The 18,134-nt window shown below is 72.0% G+C and carries 18 protein-coding genes and 1 rRNA gene; 8 read left to right on the top strand and 11 right to left on the bottom strand.

The genetic code is table 11. The features are described from left to right. Positions 1-79, top strand: a 5S ribosomal RNA gene (gene rrf, locus ABD944_RS32540); the annotation flags it as partial. A gap of 62 nt (positions 80-141) precedes the next feature. On the opposite strand, the gene ABD944_RS32535 is transcribed toward rrf, so the two are convergent. The 3 genes from ABD944_RS32535 to ABD944_RS32525 all read right to left on the bottom strand — a co-directional run bounded on the left by ABD944_RS32535 (position 142) and on the right by ABD944_RS32525 (position 2,381). Next, positions 142-531 carry a VOC family protein gene (locus tag ABD944_RS32535; RefSeq protein WP_345183211.1) on the bottom strand — a complete coding sequence of 130 codons (390 nt, stop codon included), beginning with the start codon at positions 529-531 and terminating at the stop codon, positions 142-144. Positions 532-565: 34 nt separating this feature from the next. Further along, on the bottom strand, positions 566-847 hold the full coding sequence (locus ABD944_RS32530) for an ArsR/SmtB family transcription factor (protein WP_378188805.1): 282 nt from the start codon (positions 845-847) through the stop codon (positions 566-568). 67 nt (positions 848-914) lie between these two features. Beyond that, a complete protein-coding gene (locus ABD944_RS32525; RefSeq protein ID WP_345183207.1) occupies positions 915-2,381 on the bottom strand; it encodes an MFS transporter in 1,467 nt (488 codons plus the stop codon). Between the two features lie 167 nt (positions 2,382-2,548). Here ABD944_RS32525 and ABD944_RS32520 point away from each other — a divergent pair, with 167 nt between their 5' ends. After that, complete coding sequence (locus tag ABD944_RS32520; RefSeq protein WP_345183205.1) at positions 2,549-3,457, top strand: helix-turn-helix transcriptional regulator; 909 nt, start codon at positions 2,549-2,551, stop codon at positions 3,455-3,457. A gap of 183 nt (positions 3,458-3,640) precedes the next feature. Next, positions 3,641-3,979 carry an STAS domain-containing protein gene (locus ABD944_RS32515; RefSeq protein WP_345183203.1) on the top strand — a complete coding sequence of 113 codons (339 nt, stop codon included), beginning with the start codon at positions 3,641-3,643 and terminating at the stop codon, positions 3,977-3,979. A 10-nt stretch (positions 3,980-3,989) separates the two neighbouring features. Here the strand turns inward: ABD944_RS32515 and ABD944_RS32510 are convergent, their stop codons facing one another. Continuing rightward, positions 3,990-4,706 (bottom strand): SDR family NAD(P)-dependent oxidoreductase, encoded by a 717-nt coding sequence (locus tag ABD944_RS32510; protein ID WP_345183201.1) that lies wholly within the window; start codon positions 4,704-4,706, stop codon positions 3,990-3,992. A 78-nt stretch (positions 4,707-4,784) separates the two neighbouring features. Here ABD944_RS32510 and ABD944_RS32505 point away from each other — a divergent pair, with 78 nt between their 5' ends. Then, entirely contained in the window at positions 4,785-5,414 is a 630-nt protein-coding gene (locus ABD944_RS32505; RefSeq protein ID WP_345183199.1) for a TetR/AcrR family transcriptional regulator, read from the top strand. A 72-nt stretch (positions 5,415-5,486) separates the two neighbouring features. On the opposite strand, the gene ABD944_RS32500 is transcribed toward ABD944_RS32505, so the two are convergent. After that, positions 5,487-6,041 carry a DinB family protein gene (locus tag ABD944_RS32500; RefSeq protein ID WP_345183197.1) on the bottom strand — a complete coding sequence of 185 codons (555 nt, stop codon included), beginning with the start codon at positions 6,039-6,041 and terminating at the stop codon, positions 5,487-5,489. 90 nt (positions 6,042-6,131) lie between these two features. Beyond that, positions 6,132-7,193, bottom strand: a complete 1,062-nt coding sequence (locus ABD944_RS32495) for a Glu/Leu/Phe/Val dehydrogenase dimerization domain-containing protein (protein WP_345183195.1) — start codon at positions 7,191-7,193, stop codon at positions 6,132-6,134. Between the two features lie 77 nt (positions 7,194-7,270). Between ABD944_RS32495 and ABD944_RS32490 the strand changes: the two genes are divergently transcribed. Continuing rightward, a complete protein-coding gene (locus ABD944_RS32490) occupies positions 7,271-7,786 on the top strand; it encodes an Lrp/AsnC family transcriptional regulator (protein ID WP_345183193.1) in 516 nt (171 codons plus the stop codon). Between the two features lie 30 nt (positions 7,787-7,816). Here ABD944_RS32490 and ABD944_RS32485 read toward each other — a convergent pair whose 3' ends face one another. The 4 genes from ABD944_RS32485 to ABD944_RS32470 form a co-directional block, all read right to left on the bottom strand. Further along, positions 7,817-8,308: a 2-thiouracil desulfurase family protein gene (locus ABD944_RS32485; RefSeq protein WP_345183191.1), complete on the bottom strand. Its 492-nt coding sequence runs from the start codon at positions 8,306-8,308 to the stop codon at positions 7,817-7,819. Positions 8,309-8,431: 123 nt separating this feature from the next. Beyond that, a complete protein-coding gene (locus ABD944_RS32480; protein WP_345183189.1) occupies positions 8,432-9,250 on the bottom strand; it encodes an SDR family NAD(P)-dependent oxidoreductase in 819 nt (272 codons plus the stop codon). Between the two features lie 200 nt (positions 9,251-9,450). After that, entirely contained in the window at positions 9,451-10,452 is a 1,002-nt protein-coding gene (locus ABD944_RS32475; protein ID WP_345183187.1) for an AurF N-oxygenase family protein, read from the bottom strand. A gap of 58 nt (positions 10,453-10,510) precedes the next feature. Beyond that, positions 10,511-11,185 (bottom strand): TetR/AcrR family transcriptional regulator, encoded by a 675-nt coding sequence (locus ABD944_RS32470; RefSeq protein ID WP_345183185.1) that lies wholly within the window; start codon positions 11,183-11,185, stop codon positions 10,511-10,513. Positions 11,186-11,395: 210 nt separating this feature from the next. On the opposite strand from ABD944_RS32470, the gene ABD944_RS32465 reads away from it, so the two are divergent. The 3 genes from ABD944_RS32465 (at position 11,396) to ABD944_RS32455 (ending at position 16,039) form a co-directional block, all read left to right on the top strand. After that, positions 11,396-12,172 carry an ABC transporter ATP-binding protein gene (locus ABD944_RS32465; protein WP_345183183.1) on the top strand — a complete coding sequence of 259 codons (777 nt, stop codon included), beginning with the start codon at positions 11,396-11,398 and terminating at the stop codon, positions 12,170-12,172. Then, on the top strand, positions 12,169-14,679 hold the full coding sequence (locus ABD944_RS32460; protein ID WP_345183181.1) for an ABC transporter permease: 2,511 nt from the start codon (positions 12,169-12,171) through the stop codon (positions 14,677-14,679). The genes ABD944_RS32465 and ABD944_RS32460 overlap by 4 nt, the downstream gene beginning before the upstream one ends. A gap of 148 nt (positions 14,680-14,827) precedes the next feature. Then, entirely contained in the window at positions 14,828-16,039 is a 1,212-nt protein-coding gene (locus ABD944_RS32455) for a pyridoxal phosphate-dependent aminotransferase (RefSeq protein ID WP_345183179.1), read from the top strand. On the opposite strand, the gene ABD944_RS32450 is transcribed toward ABD944_RS32455, so the two are convergent. After that, positions 16,036-18,087 (bottom strand): ATP-dependent DNA helicase, encoded by a 2,052-nt coding sequence (locus ABD944_RS32450; RefSeq protein WP_345183219.1) that lies wholly within the window; start codon positions 18,085-18,087, stop codon positions 16,036-16,038. The genes ABD944_RS32455 and ABD944_RS32450 overlap by 4 nt on opposite strands. Positions 18,088-18,134: the final 47 nt, after the last annotated feature.

The raw sequence follows: 18,134 nt of genomic DNA, 5'->3' as shown, positions 1-18,134 counted from the left end.
CCCGAACCCGGAAGTTAAGCCCTTCAGCGCCGATGGTACTGCATGGGAGACCGTGTGGGAGAGTAGGACGCCGCCGGACACATATTGTAGAAAGGCCCCGCCGTTACCGGCGGGGCCTTTCTCATTTGCCCTGGTGGCCGGTCAGACGGGCCGGTGGGCGATCTGGATCAGGTTGCCGCAGGTGTCGTCCAGCACGGCCGTGACGACCGGGCCCATCTCGACGGGCTCCTGGGTGAAGCGGACTCCGAGACCGCGCAGCCGGTCGTACTCGGCCTTGACGTCGTCGACGTCGAACGAGGCGAACGGGATGCCGTCGGCGACGAGCGCTTCCTTGAACGGCTTCACCGCGGGGTGGCTGCTCGGTTCGAGAAGCAGATTGGTGCCGTCCGGGTCTTTCGGGGACACCACGGTCAGCCACCGGTCCTCGCCGAGGGGAACGTCGTGCTTCTTCTCGAACCCCAGTACGTCGGTGTAGAACCTGAGGGCCCTCTCCTGGTCGTCCACGAACACGCTCGTCAGTTTGATTCTCATCTCGGTTCCCTTTCGGCCTTCGTCGGTGCCGCCGTCACGGGCGCTCAGGGCCCGTGGCCCTGCGGAGCCACCGCTCGACGATGTACTGGAGCGGGCCGGTGTTGATGTAGTGGAACTTGTACCGGCCCTCGCGTCTGGTCTCGACCAGGCCGGCGGCCTCGAGGACGTCGAGATGCTGCGAGATCGCCTGCCGCGACGAGCCGAGCCCGTGCGTGGTCGTCAGGCGGCCGCAGATCTCGAAGAGGGTCTGGCCGTTCTGGCGGGTCAGCTCGTCGAGGATGGTGCGCCGGGTGGGGTCGGCCAACGCCTTGAACATGTCTCCCACTCACCCAACGTTAGGCAAGTATGCGCTTGCCTGTCAAGATCGACCGTGCGGGGCTCCGCTACGAGGAGGTGCGTTGCCTTCTGGAACGGCTCGTGCCGGCGGCCGGACGGAGGGGTGCCGACCGGAGGAGCAGCGGTAGGGCGCTGGCGGCAAGGCAGATGAGGCCGGCCGCCAGAGTGGCCGCATGCAGGCCGCCCAGGGTGGCGTTGACCTTGTCCGTCGTGGGCGAGAGCGCGCCCGTGCGGGCAGTGGCGATGGCCGCCAGACCGGCGGTGCCGATGCCCCCGAGGAACTGCGGCAGTTGCGACAGGCCGCCTGCGGCGCCCTGTTCGTCGTCCCGCAGACCGGACGTCATGGCGGTGATGAAGGAGACGACCGTCAGGACATGACCGAAGCCCATGGCGCCGGACGTGGTGAGCAGGAGAGGGAGTCCGCCCTCCACCGGAAGAAGGATCATCGCGCCTGTGCCGAGGCCCTGCACGGCGAGGCCGAGGCTCATGGCGCGTGCCCTGCCCAGCGCTGTGATCAGGCGGACGGCCAGCAGGCCCGCGACGAGGGCCGCGATGCCTTCCGCGAGGAAACCGGCGCCCGTGGCGAGAGCCGGGTAGCCGAGGACGTCCTGCATGTAGAGGCTGAGAAGGACCGTCGTACCGCCGCACATGCCGAGGGTGACGAAACCGACGAGGCCGCCCCACTTCACCGTCGGCCTGTTCAGCAGGTCCAGCGGGATCAGTGGGACCGGGTGCCGCCGCTCCACCAGGAGGAACGCGCTCAGGCAGAGCACGGCCAGCGAGAGGGACCCCAGCGTTGGCGCGCTCGCCCACCCTGCGTCCGCGCCCGTCGAGATGGCGTAGACCAGAGCGAACAGGCCGACGCTCGCCAGTACGGCACCGGGAACGTCCAGCCGGGCCGTGGCGCGGGTGCCGATGTCTCGCGGCAGAGTGGTCGTGCCGAGCAGTACCAGGCCGCTGATGGCGGCCAGGAGCAGCATGGTCCAGCGCCAGTTCAGCCCGCTGGTGATGACGCCGCCGCCCAGGGTGCCGAGGACGAATCCCAGCGACAGCACCGCGCCGTTGACGCCCAGCGCCCGCGTCCGGCGAGGTCCTTCGGGGAAGGCCGCCGTCAGCAGCGCGACGGCCGTCGGAGTGATCATCGCGGCGGACGCGCCCTGGCCCGCGCGGGCGGCGATCAGCGGTGCGGGCGCGCTCGCCAGTGCCGCCGCAAGGGAGAAGCCGCCGAACAGGACGACTCCGAGGGCGAACAGCCGGCGGCGCCCGACGATGTCGGAGACGCGGCCGAACAGGGGGAGCAGGCTCGCGGTCGGCAGCAGGCTCGCCGTCGCGACCCACTGCAGCGAACCGGTGGTCGCGAAGCCCAGATCGCGTCCTATCTCCGGCAGGGCCACGGTGACGACGGAGTAGTCCAGTCCCGTCATGAACGTGGCGCCGCACAGGGTGACCAGGGTCAGCCATTCGCGGCGGTCGAGTGCGCTGGAGCGCGCGAGCCGGATCGAATCGTTCGTCATGTTCGCCTTTCCTGATGTGTCGTGCCGGGGCGCACGGCGGCGTCCCGGCACTGCCCACCCTGCGGCGAATCGCGAGCGCTACCCAGCCCCTCGCTGAGAGCACGCTTGCGGTGCCTACACCTGGCAGGTGCAGGCGAGAAAGGGCGGAAGCGAGCATGCTGGACGGCATGGAGCAGCGATCCGCGCTCGGCGAGTTCCTGCGCAGCCGTCGCGCACGGCTCCGTCCCGAGGACGTCGGTCTGCCCGACTACGGCGGGCGGCGGCGTGTGCCCGGCCTGCGCCGCGAGGAGCTGGCGCAGCTCGCGGGCGTCAGCGCCGGGTACTACACGCGCCTGGAGCAGGGCCAGAGCCCCAACGCCTCGGAGGCCGTCCTCGACGCGATCGCCCGAGTGCTGAAGCTGGACGAGACGGAGCACGCCTACCTGCGGAGCCTCGCCCGCCAGAAGTCCGCACCGCGCAGGCGCCCGCGGCCGGAGCGGCTGCGCCCGGCCGTCCGGCTCATGGTCGGCGCGTTCGGCGACACCCCAGCGCTGATCATGGGCCGCCGCTACGACGTGCTCGCCTGGAACCGCGCCGCGCACGCGCTGCTCGCCGGGCACCTCCCCTTCGAGGCGCCCGACCAGCCCCATGCACGCCCGAACATCGCCCGCCTCGTCTTCCTGGATCCGCACACGCGCGAGCTGTACGCCGACTGGCGGACCAAGGCCCGGGACACGGTCGCGGACGTCCGGATGACCTCTGTCCGCCACCCCCACGACGCGGAGCTGACCGGCCTCATCGGCGAGCTCGCCGTGCACAGCCCCGAGTTCGCGTCACTGTGGGCGGCGTATCCGGTCCAGAACTGCGCCGTCCGGTACGTTCGCGAGTTCAGGCATCCGCTGGTGGGGGCGATGACGCTGAACAACGAGATCATGGAGCTGTCCAACGACGAGGGCCAGCGCATGGCGGTGTTCACCGCCGACCCGGGCACCCCTTCGGCCGCGGCCCTGAGCCTGCTCACGGGCATCGCCGACGAGATCGCCGACCCTCACCCCGGCGCGCTCGACTTCACTTCGGAGCGGTCACGCCCCGCGTAGCGGCCCCGGCCGCGGGGGCGCCGCCGGGGTGGCGGCTCGGCCGCCCCGCGGGCCGGATGCTCGCACACGGGGAACGCCTGGGCGGAACGGTCGAAGAGCGAGCCGCGTCCCATAGTCGGCCAAGGACAGATGAGGAGATCGCACATGCAGCACGCGTGAGACCAGCCCCCCGCCATCGTCCGTGTGGCGGGGGACTTCGACGTCTACACGGCCCCTGGTGTGCGAGAGGAACTGCTCGCCGCGATGAGGTGGCAGGGCGAGCAGGGCCCCCGCCACGTGATCGTCGACCTTGACGATGCCGACCACGTCGACGCGCCGGGTCTGGGCGTGCTGATGGGGGCTCACTACCGCCTGCTCGAACGAGGCGGGGGCGTTCTGCTCGTCTCCACTCACGAACGGCACCGCAGGCTTCACCGGCTGACCGGCATCGCGGAGCCGGTGCCGCCGGTCACCAAGGGCATTCCGCTCTACGACTCGGTGGAGCAGGCGCTCACCGCAGCCCAGCAGGACCGGCCGACCTGAGGGGACCGGTTCAGGCCAGCGCGTTGAAGACCGCCTCGGCGCGGTCGCGCTTGGCGTAGAGGTCCCACGCGGTGTCGGCGATGGTGTCGGGATCGAGGGTGGGGATGCTGAGGCCGTCCAGACCGTCCAGGCCGTCCTGCTGGGACGTCACCATCCGGTGGATGTCGCCGCGTTCGATCAGGCCGCCGATCGTCAGCGTCCCGGCGTAGATCCCTTTCTCGGTCAGGGCCGCGTTGAGCGTCAGGGCGTAGTTCCGCAGGGCCGCCGAGGAGAGCGCGAGACCGCCGAGCATGGGCATCGGGACGACCGCGCTGAGGCCGCCCGCGAACAGCAGCCCGCCGCCGCCGCGCTCCAGCATGCCGGGCAGGACGGCGCCGACCACGTCGATCGCGGGATACACCGAGCGCATCGCCTCCTGGGCGGCCGGCACGTCCGCCGAAGTGATGGGAACGGGCCGGGCGTTCAGATCCGACGCGCCGGGGCCGTAGTAGACGACGTCGACGTGGCCGATCCCGCGGAGCGCGGCGAGCAGCGCGTCGCGGTCGCGGACGTCCGCCGCGATGGCCGTGGCCTCGACGCCCTCGGCCTCCAGCGCCGCGATGTAGCCGGGGTGGCGCGCCCCGTTCCTGGACATGAGCACGATCTTGTGGCCTTCGCGTCCGAAGCGGTGGGCGACGGACATGCCGAGACCCGGTCCGGCCCCGATGACGACGGTCGTGGAGGACATGCGCAACTCCTGTAAGTTGAGGTTGGCCTCAATTTAGCATGAAACTTGAGGCTTTCCTCAACTTCATAGGATGGAGGCATGGCCGGAAAGAGCAGGCCGCTTCGGGCGGACGCCGTGCGGAATCGGGACAAGCTGGTGGCCGCCGCCGCGGCCGTGTTCGGGGAACGCGGCCTGGACGCGCCGCTGGACGAGGTCGCGCGGAGGGCGGGCGTGAGCATCGGCACGCTCTACAACCACTTTCCCTCGCGTGAGAGCCTCTTCGACGCCATCTTCCCCGCCCGCCTGGCCGCGCTGGACGAGATCGTCGAGCGGTCCCTGGCCGATCCCGATCCCTGGAGCGGGTTCGTCGTCTACATCGAGGGACTGTTCGCGCTGCAGGCCGAGGACCGGGGGCTCAACGACGCGCTCGCCCGGCGCTTCCCGCTCGCCCCCGAGTTGAACACCGCCTGCGATCGGGGATTCGGGCACCTGGTGACGATCATGGCCCGGGCCAAGGAGGCCGGCGCCCTGCGTCCCGACTTCGAGCCGCAGGACGTCGTGACGCTGATGTGGGCGATGTCGCAGGTGATCCGGGAGTCGGCGGACGTCGCGCCCGACGCCTGGCGGCGCTGCCTCGGGTTCTTCCTCGACGGGCTGCGCTCCGAGGCGGCGCGACCGCTCCCCGTCCCGGCACTGACCCCCGAGCAGATCACCCGTTTCATGGCTTGAGCCGGTGCGCTGGCGGCCGCCCAGTGCGCGCCGCGATGGGGATGCCGGGGCGCGGGCCCGTCCCGTCCTCGCTCACAGGCCCCTCGCGCCGTCGATGCGTTCGCGGAGCAGGTCGGCGTGACCGTTGTGCCGTGCGTACTCCTCGATCATGTGGATGAGCACCCAGCGCAGGGAGACCCGCCCGCGCCAGGCGTCGCGGCCCTCGACGTCGAGGTGCGGCGCCTCGGCGATGTAGGCGTCGGCGAAGGCCACCTCCTCCCGCCAGGCGCGCCAGGCGCCGGCGATGACCTCGGGGTCCGGGGCGGCGCCGTCGAAATCGCCGTCGGGGTCCTCGGCGGAGGAGAAGCGGGCGGGCGCGTCCCGGCCGGCCAGGACCGTCCCGAACCAGCGGCGCTCCATGTCGGCGAGATGCCGGACCAGGCCGAGCAGCGACAGCGTGGACGGCTCCGCCGACCGCCGGGCCAACTCGGCGTTCAGGCCGGCGCACTTCACTTCCAGGGTCGACCGCTGCGCGGCGAGGACGCCGGTGAGCAACGCCCGCTCGTCCCCGACGGCGGGGAAGGCGAATCGGCCGTCCTCCTCTTCACCGAAGATCTCGCTTCTCCTGCGGCGGGGCGTGTCGTCCATCTTCTGCCTTCCTGGGGGAGGGGAGCAGGGCAAGGCGCCGGGGAAGCCCTCGGTGGCGGGAACGAGGTGCCCGGCGTCGTCCAGACCATGTCATCGGTCGGCGCGGACGTGTGAGGCGGCGGAGGCGAGCCGGCGTTCGGCGATCTCCCGGGCGGCCCGCAGCGGGGTGATTCCGGTCGTGCGGGCCAGGCCGAGAACATGGCTGACGGTGTCGCCGATACCCTCCACCCTCTTCTGGGCGGCCTCGTGGCTGCAATTCTCCGATTCCCGGCTGAGAGCGTAGACGATGCCCCCGGCACTGGCGACGTAGTCCGGGACCCAGACGATGCCGTGCTCCGAGAGGGTGTCGGCGACGGACTCTCCGGTGAGCTGGTTGTTCGCCGGGCCGACGACCAGGGGCGCGGTGAGACGGGGGACGGTCGCCTCGTCGAGGACGCCGCCGACGGCCGCCGGGACGAGGATGTCGGCCGGCGCGTACAGGGCCTGATCGGGTTCGACCCATCCGTAGCCGCACGCCAGGGCGGCGTTCTTGCGGGACTGCTCCACGTCCGACACCACGATGTGCGCGCCTTCGGCGGCCAGGCCGGCGGCGATGCCGCTGCCGACCGACCCGAATCCGCTGATCACCACGGTGCGGCCCGCGCAGGAGACGTCGCCGAACACGTGACGGGCGCCGGCGTGCAGGGCGGCCAGGACTCCCACGGCGGTGGGGCCGCCGGAATCGCCCGTCCCGCCGTCCTTCTCGGGCGCGCAGTAAGCGTACGGCGAGAAGCGCCGCAGAATCGTCATGTCCTCTGGGCCGGTGCCGACGTCGGGGCCGGTCCGGTAGGAGCCCTGGAAGGAGCCGACCAGCTCGCCCAGGTCCTGGAGCACGGCTTCGCGCAGGTCCCCGGTGAGTTCGGTCTCCCGGTCGAGGACGATCACGCTCTTGCCGCCCCCGAAGTCCAGACCGGCCACCGCGGCCTTGTAGGTCATGGCCTCCGACAGGCGCAGGGCGTCGGTCAGTCCGTCCTGCCAGGTGTCGTAGCGGCGCAACCGGCAGCCGCCCACCGCCGGGCCCAGAAGACGGGAGTGGACGGCGACGATCAGCGGCAGCCGTGAGCGGCGTCCGCACCGGATGACGACCTCTTCGTGGGTGAATGCTCGGCTCATGGCCCGAAGCTAGAGTGTTGTGCGGCTCAATTGGCTGTGCGCCGAACTAAATTCGGAACGGCGTCGGGGAGGCAACCGTGGACGAACTTGATACGGCGATCGTGCATCATCTGCAGGCCGATGGTCGGCAGTCGAACCGCGCCCTCGCCGAGAAACTCGGCATCGCGCCGTCCACCTGCCTCGAACGCACCAGGCTTCTGCACAAGCGCGGCATCATCCGGGGATACCGGGCCCAGGTGTCGCTGCCCGCGCTCAACCGCTCGGTCCAGGCGATGGTGTTCACCCAGGTCCGGCCGCTGCGCCGAGACGTCGTCGGCGCCTTCGAACGGTCGGTGACCCGGCTGCCGGAGGTCGTCTCCGTCTACACGATGGCCGGCAGCGACGACTTCCTCGTCCACGTCACGGCCCAGGACATCGACCATCTGCACGCGTTCCTCCTGGACCAGTTCACCAACCGTCGGGAAATCGTCAGCTTCCGCACCTCGATCATCTACCAGCACCTCACCAACCCGGTGCTCGACCCTCTGCCGCCACGGCAGAGCAGCAGGCGGGAGACCCTGCCGCCCCTCGAACCGCCGGTCTCCCGGCCGTGAGCCGCAAGGACTGGACGCCGTCTGCGGGCGTCAGTTCTCCAGGTCGTTCAGGAGGGCTTGCAGCGCGTCCAGCTCGTCCTCGGTGAAGACGTGGATGCCGGAGCGGCGCAGGAGTGCGGTCGTCACACCGGATCCGGGGACGGACGCGCCGGTGAAGGTGCCGTCGTAGACGCGGTGGCCGCCGCAGGACGGGCTGCCCTCCTTGAGCAGGGCGAGACGGGCGCCGGACCGCTGCGCGGCCTCCAGAGCGAGGCGGGCGCCGCGGAGGAACTCGCCGGTGACGTCGGCGCCGCCGCCGGTGACGACGCGGGCCGTGCCGTCGAGGACGTCGCCGCCGTCCCCGCCGACGATCTCGGCGGCGGGGCGGGGGACGGGCAGGCCGCCCGACACCTCGGGGCAGAACGGGACGAGGCGGCCCTCGGCGCGCCAGCGTTCGAAGGGGCCGCCGGACACCGGCTTGGCCGCGCCGTCGTAGCGGACGGGCCGCCCGGCAAGGCACGAGCTGACCAGGATGCGTTCCACGTCGCCCAGCCTATGCGGGGCACGCCCCACAGCCCTCGCGGAAGTCGGAGCGGTGCGAGCGCCACGCCTTCGACCCGCGACACCCGAAGACGTCGCAGGTCGAAGGGGAAGCGGGTGGCGGTCCTACTGGCCGGCGCGGATGCGGTTGACGGCGATCTGGGCGACGCGGACGGCCGCGCCCGGGTTGAGGCGGACGCCGCGCCAGGCGAGGCGGCCGTGGGCGGGCGCGACGATGAGGGCCTGGTTCTTGGCGACGCCGCGCATGATGTCGCGGGCGAGCTTCTCGGCCGTGTAGAGGCGCGGGGCCGCCTTGGCGATGTCGCCGGTGGCGTCGCCGCTCAGCGGGGTCTCGGGCAGGTCGGGGTTGACGTTGTGCAGCAGCGGGGTGTCCACGAAGCTCGGGCACACCACGCTGACCTTGACGCCGCGTCCGGCGGCCTCGGCGCGCAGGCCGAGGGAGAGGCCGACGACGGCGTGCTTGGTGGCGGTGTAGGGGATGCCGATCGGCATCGGGACGAGCCCGGCGAGCGAGGCGGTGTTGACGATGTGGCCGCGGCCCTGCTCCAGCATGATCGGGTAGGCGGCGTGGACGCCGTGCACGACGCCCTTCAGGTTGATGTCGATGGCGCGGTTCCAGTGGTCGAGGGTGAGCTCCTCGGCCAGCCCGCCGACCGCGATGCCCGCGTTGTTGAACACCAGGTCGAGGCGCCCGTGGTCGGCCTTGACGCCCTTGTAGAGGTCGGTGACGGCGTCGGCGTCGGTGACGTCGAGCGCCGCGGAGGCGGCCTTGCCCCTGCCGAGGGTGTTCAGCTTGTCGGCGACCCGCGCGGCGCCCTCGGCGTTGATGTCGGTGACCACGACGGTGTCGCCGCGCGCCACCAGGGACGTGGCGATCGCACGGCCGATGCCGGACGCTCCTCCGGTCACGATCGCGATGCTCATTGCGCGCTCCGCTCGGTCGACAGCGGGTCCGGGCTCGGGGGTGGGGCGAGCCCGGACCGCACTGGCTAATTGGATCTTCTGTTCAATTGCGTGGATTGTAGGCGGCGGTGCGGGCCGCCGGTACTCACCGCGGCGACAAACTCGCCGCCGCCGACTCGTCCTCGCGCTCGCTCTGGAGGTGGCCGGGGCCGGGAGGCGGGTCAGGCGGCCCTGGCGGGCTCGACGGCGCGGCGCTGCTTGGGCTCGTCCCAGATGCCGAAGGCCTTCCAGACCTGCTTGTTCACCGGCGTGACGACGCCGAGCTCGGCCATCAGGTCGCGGATCTTGCCGACCGAGTTGGCGATCTCCGCCTGTGCCGCGTCGTTCTTGTAGGCGGCGCGGACGACGTCCTTCGGGATGCCGAAGTGCCGCACCATCGGCCCGGGCGGGGACAGCATGATCCGCGCCATCACGCCGAGGACGACGGGCGTCGCGATGCCGAGGATCCGGCGACGGAACGGGTGCATGGTCGGGACCCGGTGCTTGAGGTAGTGCCGGGCGAACGAGATGTGCCGGGCCTCCTCCGCGATGTGGATCTTCATGATGGTCTCCTCCAGGGGGTGCTTGATGTGCCCGCCCTTGAGGGACTTGCGCTGGACGTAGTCGATGGGGTCCTCGCCGCCGAGCACGAAGACGAAGAACATCTCGGTGCTGACCAGCGGGATCCACGGGGCCGCCTGCGCGATGAGGTTGAGCGCGCGCGGCATGCCGCGGATCGGCATCTTCGTCCGGTTCACGAACTCCTGGAACATCATGCCGTGGTGACATTCCTCGGTCGTCTCGTGGTAGACGTACCGGAACTCGGGGCGGCCGTTCGGCAGCCGGTAGGCGTAGTTGAGCAGCCCGCGCTTCAGCAGGTTCTCGAACTGCAGCCCGATCTTCATCGCGGTGGCGACGCGCCAGAGGCCGATCTGCGACCGGACCTCCTGGGGCTGCGACTGGTACCACTCCGTCTCCCCGAGCCGATCGAACGGGGGCAGCACCCAGCGCGGGTCGTTCTTGTCGACGAGGAACTCGGGGTCGTCCCAGGGGATGTCGGCGTAGGCCTCCCAGTGCTTCTCGACCGAGGCCTTGTTCAGCCGGTCGATGACGCCGAGGTACGACTTCTTGTCCTTGACCTGCTCGCGGACCTCGTCGGCGAGTTCGGTGGGGGCTTTCGGCATGGGGGACGCTCCCTCGGGGTGGTGCGGTCGGCCGGGGCCGATGTGTGACGGGTCGTGGCTAGGGGCCGGTGCGGGGCGGGGCCTCCGCCTGGCCCCGCTCGGGGACGATCAACTGCGCGACGTCCTTGACCTGGCGCAGCACCGCGGCCTGGTGGCCGTCGGCGTCGTCGTCCAGCGCGTTCTGGATGGACAGCCCGACGAACATGGCGAACAGGGTGCGCAGCGTCGTCGAGACGAAGTCGGGGGCAAGGGTGTTGTCGGGGAACAGCCGCTCGAAGGTCTCCGTGATGACCTGGAGGATCCGCTCGTTCAGGTCGCGGCACAGCGGCCGCAGCTCGTCGTCGGTGCGGGCCGCCACCGCCAGCTCCATGAGGGCCTTGGCCGGGCGGCCGCGGAACACCTCCCAGAGCAGGTCGAGCGCCCCCGACACGTTGCGGCGCTCCGCCGGCAGCACCGCGAAGGCCGTCTCGTAGGCCAGGCGCTGCGCCTCCAGCAGGTGCTCCAGCGCGGCCGCGACGAGGACCATCTTCGTCGGGTAGTGGTGCTGCTGCGCGCCGCGCGAGACGCCGGCGCGGCGCGCCACCTCCGTGGTGGACGTCCCGGCCCAGCCGAGGTCCACCAGGCACTCCGTGGTGGCCTCCAGGAGCCTGGCCTGCGTGCGCGACCGGCGCTCCTCCTGGGTGCGGCGCCCGGGGGAGGCGAGCCGGTGACGTCTGCGGCTGCTTACTGACACGCTCCGAAGGTACGAGCGCGACATACATGCAATCAAGCCTGCATGTATGTTGCCCGCATCACAATTGGACGCCGGGTCTTATTGATCTTCGCCGGCCGGCCGTACCGCGCCGGACGTACCCGCGGCGGGCGCGGGCCTCCCCGGGGAGCAGGCGCAGTGCATCTCCTGGCCCGACGACGGGCCCCGTGGCGTGAGGCCACGATCCCGGTCATGGGAAACGCAGCGGAAGCAAGGCGATCGATCGCCGAGGACGCCGGCGCGGGCGGCGCCCGCACGGTGGGCCTCGGCAAGGTCTACGGGTCCGGCGCCATGGCGGTGCGGGCGCTCGACGACGTCAGCGTGGAGTTCCCGGCCGGGCGGTTCACCGCGATCATGGGTCCGTCCGGGGCCGGGAAGTCCACGCTCATGCACTGCGTCGCGGGCCTGGAGGACGCGACGTCCGGCAGGGTCTACGTCGGGGGCCAGGAGCTCGGGGCACTGTCGGACCGCCGCCTGACCCGGCTCAGGCGCGAGCGGATCGGGTTCGTGTTCCAGGCGTTCAACCTGCTCCCCACGCTGACGGCGCGCGACAACATCCTCCTGCCCCTGACCCTCGCGGGGGCGGGTCCGGAGCGGGAATGGCTGGACACGGTCGTCCGCGTCCTGAAGCTGGGGGACCGGCTGTCGCACCGCCCGGCGGAGATGTCGGGCGGGCAGCAGCAGCGGGTGGCGCTCGCGCGCGCCCTGGTCACGCGCCCGCAGATCGTGTTCGCGGACGAGCCGACCGGCAACCTCGACTCCCGCACCGGCGCCGAGGTGCTGGCGCTGCTGCGCGACGCCGTGGACCACCTGGGCCAGACCGTGGCGATGGTGACCCACGACCCGGTCGCCGCCGGGCACGCCGACGCGGTGGTGTTCCTCGCCGACGGCCGGGTCGTGGACGTCATGGACGCCCCCACGGCCGACCGCGTGCTCGACCGCATGCGAGGGCTGGGGGACCACCGATGACCGGGCTCGTCTTCAAGGAGCTGTGGGGACGCAAGCGCCGCCTGGCCGGCTCCCTGCTGGCGGTCTTCCTCGGCGTGACGTTCCTGACCGGGACGCTCGTCCTGGGCGACACCCTCGCGGCGAGCATCGACGGGTACGTCTCCAGCGCGTACGGCGACACGGACGTGGTCGTCAGGAACGCGACCAGGGTGAGCGACGCGCCGTGGGGCGCGCGGGGGCAGATCGACGCGTCCGTCCTGGACCGGGTGCGCAGGGTGCAGGGCGTCGCCAACGCCGAGCCGACCATCGAGGGGTCGGGGCAGCTCCTCGCCAAGGACGGCACGGTGATCCAGTCGCGGGGCCCCCGGACTGCGGGCAACTGGAAGACCGACCCGAAGCTCAACCCCTACCGGCTCGCCGAAGGGCGGGCGCCCCGCGCGCCGGACGAGGTCGTCATCGACAAGATGTTCGCCGACGAGGGCCGCCTGAAGGTGGGGGACCGGACGGCGGTCCTCACGCCGGAGAAGGTCCCGGTGACCGTCGTCGGCATCAGCATGTTCGGCGACGAGGAGGCCTTCGGCGAGACGTCGTTCACGGCCTTCTCCCTCGAAGGCGCCCGGGCCCACGTCGCGAAGGGCGCCGACCGCATCAGCGGCGTCTCCGTCCGCGCGCAGGACGGCGTCGACCAGGCGGAACTGGCGTCCCGAGTGCGGGCGGCGCTGCCCGCCGGAGTCCAGGCGCTCACGAAGAAGGCGCAGGTCGAGGAGGGCATGAGCCTCGTCCAGAACGGCTTTCTGCGCGTGTTCCGGACGGTCCTGGCCGCGTTCGGCGGGGTGGCCCTGCTGGTCGCGGCGTTCAGCATCCACAACACGTTCGCGATCACGATGGCGCAGCGGACCCGCGAGTCGGCCCTGCTGCGCGCGCTCGGCGCCGGGCGCCGCCAGGTCGTCACCATCGTCGGCGTCGAGGCGCTGGTGATCGGCGCCGCCGCGACCCTCGCCGGGCTCGCCGGCGGGCTCGGGTTCGCCGCCCTGCTGCGGGAGCTGTTCGTCCGCTTCCGCATCGGGATCGCGCTGGAGGGCCTCACCGTCGCCGCCACCACGGTCATGATCGCGGTCCCGGTCGGCCTGCTGGTCACGCTGGCCGCCGCGCTCGGCCCGGCGCTGAAGGCGTCGCGGGTGCCGCCGCTGGCCGCGCTGCGCGAGGTCTCGGCCGAGGCGTCCCGGCCGTCGGAGACCCGCGTCATCGTCGGCGGCGTCTTCGCGGCGGTGGCCGTCGGGACCGTCGCGTTCGGCGCGGCCACCGGGCAGATGGCGATGGCGGCCGCGGGCGCGGTCGTGACCGTCGTGTCGATGGTCGTGCTCGGCCCCGTCGCCGCCGGCCCCGTCGCGGCGCTGCTCGGCGGGCCCGCGGCGCGGCTGCGCGGCGTGTCCGGCAAGCTCGCGCGCGACAACGCCACGCGCAGCCCGGCGCGCACGGCCGGCGCGGCGACCGCGCTGATGATCGGCGTCGGGGTCGTCACGCTGATGACGGTGTTCCTCGGATCGCTGCGCGCCTCCCTGGAGGACGGCGTGGCCGGGTCGTTCGACGGCCCGATCGTCGTGGACGCGGGCACCAACGAGACCGGCGGGTTCGCCACCTCGCTCGTGCGGGAGGCGGCGAAACTGCCCCAGGTGGGCGAGGTCGCCGGGATGGGGACGGGCAGCATGCGGGTGAACGGCGCGCCGTCCACCGTCAGTGTCGCCGACCCGTCCAGCCTGTGCCGCGTCCTCGACTTGGACGTCACTCAAGGCGGCCTCGACGACGCCGGTACGTTCGCCGTCTCGAAGAAGGCCGCGGACGACAACGGCTGGCGCGTGGGTACCGCGGTCGGCGTGACGTTCGCGGACGGCGCCTCGCAGAAGCTCACCGTGGGCGCCGTCTACGGCAACACCGATCTGACCGGCGACTACCTCGTCCCGCGGACCGTATGGGACGCGCACACCAGGCAGCCGCTGGACACCAGGGCGTTCGTCGAGCTGAAGCCCGGCGCGTCGGTCGCGTCCGCCCGGCAGGCCCTCACCGCGCTGGCCAAGCCGTACGGGGCGCCCGAGGTGGAGTCGCGGGACGAGTTCGTGGCGGCGCAGACCGAGGAGATGGCCGGCTTCGTCAGCGTCGTCTACGGGATGCTGATCCTGGCCATCGTTGTGGCGCTGCTCGGCATCGCCAACACGCTGTCGCTGGCCGTCCACGAGCGGACCCGCGAACTCGGCCTGCTCCGTGCGGTCGGCGCGACGCGCCCGCAGATCCGGTCGATGGTGCGCTGGGAATCGGTCATCGTGGCGCTGTTCGGCACCGGCGGCGGGCTCGTCCTTGGCGTGTTCCTGGGCTGGGGCCTCGGCACCGCCCTCGGCAACCCGTTCGCGCCACCCCTCGCGCAGGTCGCGGTCATCGCCGTGGTCGGCGCGGTCGCCGGGGCGCTCGCCGCGATCCGTCCCGCGCGGCGCGCGGCGCGGCTGGCGATCCTGTCCGCCATCGCCGCCCCGTGACGTCGCCGCACCGTGACATCGCCGTACCGTGACGCACCCGTCCCCGTTCCCCCGGCGCCACGCCGGGGGAACGGGGCGTCCTCCCAGGTCGCGAGGCCGTCGCGGGGCGGGCCGCGTGTCGCGGGCGCGCCGTGGCTAAGGTAAGTCCATGCAGGTCAACCAGTCGGGCAAGCTGACCAATGTCTGTTACGACATCCGCGGGCCGGTCCTCAAGCGCGCCAAGCAGCTGGAGAACGAGGGAAGCAAGATCCTCAAGCTGCACATCGGCAACCCGGCCCCCTTCGGGTTCGAGGCCCCGCCCGAGCTCCTCCAGGACATGATCCGCAACCTGCCGGAGGCGCACGGCTACAGCGACTCCAAGGGCATCCTCCCCGCCCGCCGCGCCATCGTGCAGCGCTTCGAGGACAGCGGCGTCACCGGCGTCGACGTCGAGGACGTCTACCTCGGCAACGGCGTCTCCGAGCTCATCGTCATGACGCTGCAGGCGCTGCTCAACGACGGCGACGAGGTGCTCATCCCGACGCCCGACTACCCGCTGTGGACGGCGTCGGTGTCGCTGTGCGGGGGCACCCCCGTCCACTACCTGTGCGACGAGGACGACGGGTGGCAGCCGAGCCTGGACGACATCGAGTCCAAGATCGGCGACCGCACCCGCGCGCTGGTGATCATCAACCCGAACAACCCGACCGGCGCCGTCTACTCGCGCGAGGTGCTCGCGCGCATCGTCGAGGTCGCCCGCCGCCGCAACCTGATCATCTTCGCGGACGAGATCTACGACCGGATCCTCTACGACGACGCCGAGCACGTCCCGATCGCGTCCCTGGCCCCCGACCTGCTGTGCCTCACCTTCGGCGGCCTGTCGAAGAACTACCGCGTCGCCGGGTTCCGCTCGGGATGGGTGGTGCTGTCCGGGCCGAAGGAGCACGCCGAGTCCTACATCGAGGGCCTCGACATCCTCGCCAACATGCGGTTGTGCCCGAACGTCCCGGGGCAGCACGCCATCCAGGCCGCGCTCGGCGGCTACCAGAGCATCGACGACCTCGTCCTGCCGACCGGACGCCTCGGCGAGCAGCGCGACCGCGCCTGGAAACTCCTGAACGACCTGCCGGGCGTCAGCTGCGTCAAGCCCACGGGCGCCCTCTACGTCTTCCCGCGCCTGGACCCGGAGATGTACCCGATCGAGGACGACATGCGCTTCGCCCTCGACCTGCTGGAGCAGCAGAAGCTGCTCATCGTCCAGGGGACGGGCTTCAACTGGCCGTCCACCGACCACTTCCGCATCGTCACCCTCCAGTACGCCGACGACCTGGAGGACGCCGTCGGGCGCATCGGCGAGTTCCTCTCCGCCTACCGCGGCTAGGACGACGTCGCGGCGGCGTCCAGCCGGCGGAGGGCGCCGCGGACGACGGCGGGATCCGTGGTCGCCCAGAACGGCGGCAGCGAGTTCTTGAGGAAGCCGCCGTAGCGGGCCGTGGCGAGCCGCGGGTCGAGGACGGCGACCACGCCGCGGTCGTCCATCGACCGCAGCAGCCGGCCCGCGCCCTGCGCGAGCAGCAGCGCCGCGTGCGTCGCCGCGACCGCCATGAACCCGTTGCCGCCGCGCGCCGCGACGGCCCGGGACCGCGCCGACGACACCGGGTCGTCCGGGCGCGGGAACGGGATGCGGTCCATGATGACGAGCTGCAGCGAGGGGCCGGGGACGTCCACGCCCTGCCAGAGCGACAGGGTGCCGAACAGGCAGGTGCGCTCGTCCTCGGCGAACTGCTTCACCAGCAGGGACGTGGAGTCTTCGCCCTGGCACAGCAGCGGGTGGGACAGGTGGTCCTTCAGCTCGTCGGCGGCCTGGCGCGCGGCGCGCATCGAGGAGAACAGGCCGAGCGTCCGCCCGCCCGCCGCCTCGATCAGCTCGGTGATCTCGGTCAGGTAGGCGTCGGCGAGGCCGTCCCGCCCCGGCTGCGGCAGATGCCGCGCGACGTAGAGGATGCCCGCCTTCGGATGGTCGAACGGCGAACCGACGTCGAGCCCCGACCAGACGACCTCGGTCTCCTCGCCCTTCTCCGTCGCGGTCCGCGCGAGGCCCTCGGCGGCGGTCTTGGCGTCCTTCGGGCCGCCCTCGTCCAGCGGCGGCAGCCCCCACTGGCGGGCGAGCGGCTCGAACGACCCGCCCAGCGTGAGCGTCGCCGACGTGAGGACCGCGGTGCGCTGCTCGAACAGCGTCGCGCGCAGCAGCCCGCCGACACCGATCGGCGCCACGTGCAGCGCCGGCGGCCGCTTCGGGCGCCCCTCCGGGACGAACGGCTTCTCCAGCCACACCACGTCGAAGCGCTGCGCCATCTCGGGCTGGAACGCCTCCAGGATCCGCACGGCCGTGTCGTGCAGCTCCTCGAGCGAGGACCGCGCCGCCTTCCGCGCGGCCATGTCGCCGGGGTCGGCGTCCTTCTTCTCGGGCCCGAGCGCCGTGACGCAGGCGTGCGCGGCGTCCCGGACGGACGCCAGCGTGTTGCCCAGGCCGCCGGGCAGGACGTCCATCCGGCCCGCGGGCATCTCCTCCAGCAGGAGGCCGAGCCCTTCGGCGGCCTCCTTGAGCCGGTCGGCGAGGTGCTCCTCGGTCAGCCGCCCGCACCGCCGCGCGGCCGTCTCCACACCGGCCGCGCTCAGATCCCCGGTCGCGACCGAGGTGACCCGGTCGACCAGCTCATGGGCCTCGTCGACGATCACCACGTCGTGCTCGGGCAGGACCTGGAACTCCTCCAGGGCGTCGATGGCCAGCAGCGCGTGGTTGGTGACGACGATGTGCGCCTCGCCGGCCTCCGCCCGCGCCAGCTCGGCGAAGCACTCGCTGCCCTGCGGGCACCGCTGCGCGCCCAGGCACTCCTTCGCCGTCACGGCGACCTGCCGCCACGCCTGCTCGCCCACCCCCGGCACCAGCTCGTCGCGGTCGCCGGTCTTGGTCTCCTCGGCCCACTCGTTCAGCCGCTTGACCTGCCGTCCGAGCGTGGACAGCTGCTGCGGGTCGAACAGGCTCGGCCCGCCGTCCTCCTCCTCCGGCACGCCCGTCTGCACCCGGTGCAGGCACAGGTAGTTGCGGCGCCCCTTGAGGATCGCGAACTTCAGCTCCGTCCCGAGCAGCGGGCCGAGGGCCTCCGCGAGCCGCGGCAGGTCGCGGTCGACGAGCTGGCGCTGCAACGCGATCGTCGCCGTGGACACCACCACGGTCGTCTTCTCCTTGACGGCGTGGCGGATCGCGGGGACCAGGTAGGCGAGCGACTTGCCCGTCCCCGTACCGGCCTGCGCGGCGACGTGCTCCCCGGAGTCGATGGCCTTCTCGACCGCCCGCGCCATCGCCACCTGCCCGGGGCGCTCGGCGCCCCCGACGGACGCGACGGCCGCGGCGAGCAGGGTCGCCATGTCGGGAATCTGGGTCTCGCTGCCGGTCAGCAGATCAGGGGCGGGCA

Source organism: Actinomadura verrucosospora (assembly GCF_039540335.1).
In the GTDB taxonomy this organism is placed as follows: Bacteria; Actinomycetota; Actinomycetes; order Streptosporangiales; family Streptosporangiaceae; genus Spirillospora; species Spirillospora verrucosospora.
This window is presented reverse-complemented; position numbering and strand designations above follow the sequence as displayed.

What these genes read in the sequence shown, in the direction of transcription:
- ABD944_RS32480 (WP_345183189.1), bottom strand. Translation starts at nt 9,250, where the DNA reads ATGAGCATCGCGATCGTGACCGGAGGAGCGTCCGGCATCGGCCGTGCG.
- ABD944_RS32530 (WP_378188805.1), bottom strand. Translation starts at nt 847, where the DNA reads ATGTTCAAGGCGTTGGCCGACCCCACCCGGCGCACCATCCTCGACGAG.
- ABD944_RS32460 (WP_345183181.1), top strand. Translation starts at nt 12,169, where the DNA reads ATGACCGGGCTCGTCTTCAAGGAGCTGTGGGGACGCAAGCGCCGCCTG.
- ABD944_RS32450 (WP_345183219.1), bottom strand. Translation starts at nt 18,087, where the DNA reads ATGGCGACCCTGCTCGCCGCGGCCGTCGCGTCCGTCGGGGGCGCCGAG.
- ABD944_RS32535 (WP_345183211.1), bottom strand. Translation starts at nt 531, where the DNA reads ATGAGAATCAAACTGACGAGCGTGTTCGTGGACGACCAGGAGAGGGCC.
- ABD944_RS32465 (WP_345183183.1), top strand. Translation starts at nt 11,396, where the DNA reads ATGGGAAACGCAGCGGAAGCAAGGCGATCGATCGCCGAGGACGCCGGC.
- ABD944_RS32475 (WP_345183187.1), bottom strand. Translation starts at nt 10,452, where the DNA reads ATGCCGAAAGCCCCCACCGAACTCGCCGACGAGGTCCGCGAGCAGGTC.
- ABD944_RS32510 (WP_345183201.1), bottom strand. Translation starts at nt 4,706, where the DNA reads ATGTCCTCCACGACCGTCGTCATCGGGGCCGGACCGGGTCTCGGCATG.
- ABD944_RS32500 (WP_345183197.1), bottom strand. Translation starts at nt 6,041, where the DNA reads ATGGACGACACGCCCCGCCGCAGGAGAAGCGAGATCTTCGGTGAAGAG.
- ABD944_RS32495 (WP_345183195.1), bottom strand. Translation starts at nt 7,193, where the DNA reads ATGAGCCGAGCATTCACCCACGAAGAGGTCGTCATCCGGTGCGGACGC.
- ABD944_RS32525 (WP_345183207.1), bottom strand. Translation starts at nt 2,381, where the DNA reads ATGACGAACGATTCGATCCGGCTCGCGCGCTCCAGCGCACTCGACCGC.
- ABD944_RS32505 (WP_345183199.1), top strand. Translation starts at nt 4,785, where the DNA reads ATGGCCGGAAAGAGCAGGCCGCTTCGGGCGGACGCCGTGCGGAATCGG.
- ABD944_RS32455 (WP_345183179.1), top strand. Translation starts at nt 14,828, where the DNA reads ATGCAGGTCAACCAGTCGGGCAAGCTGACCAATGTCTGTTACGACATC.
- ABD944_RS32520 (WP_345183205.1), top strand. Translation starts at nt 2,549, where the DNA reads ATGGAGCAGCGATCCGCGCTCGGCGAGTTCCTGCGCAGCCGTCGCGCA.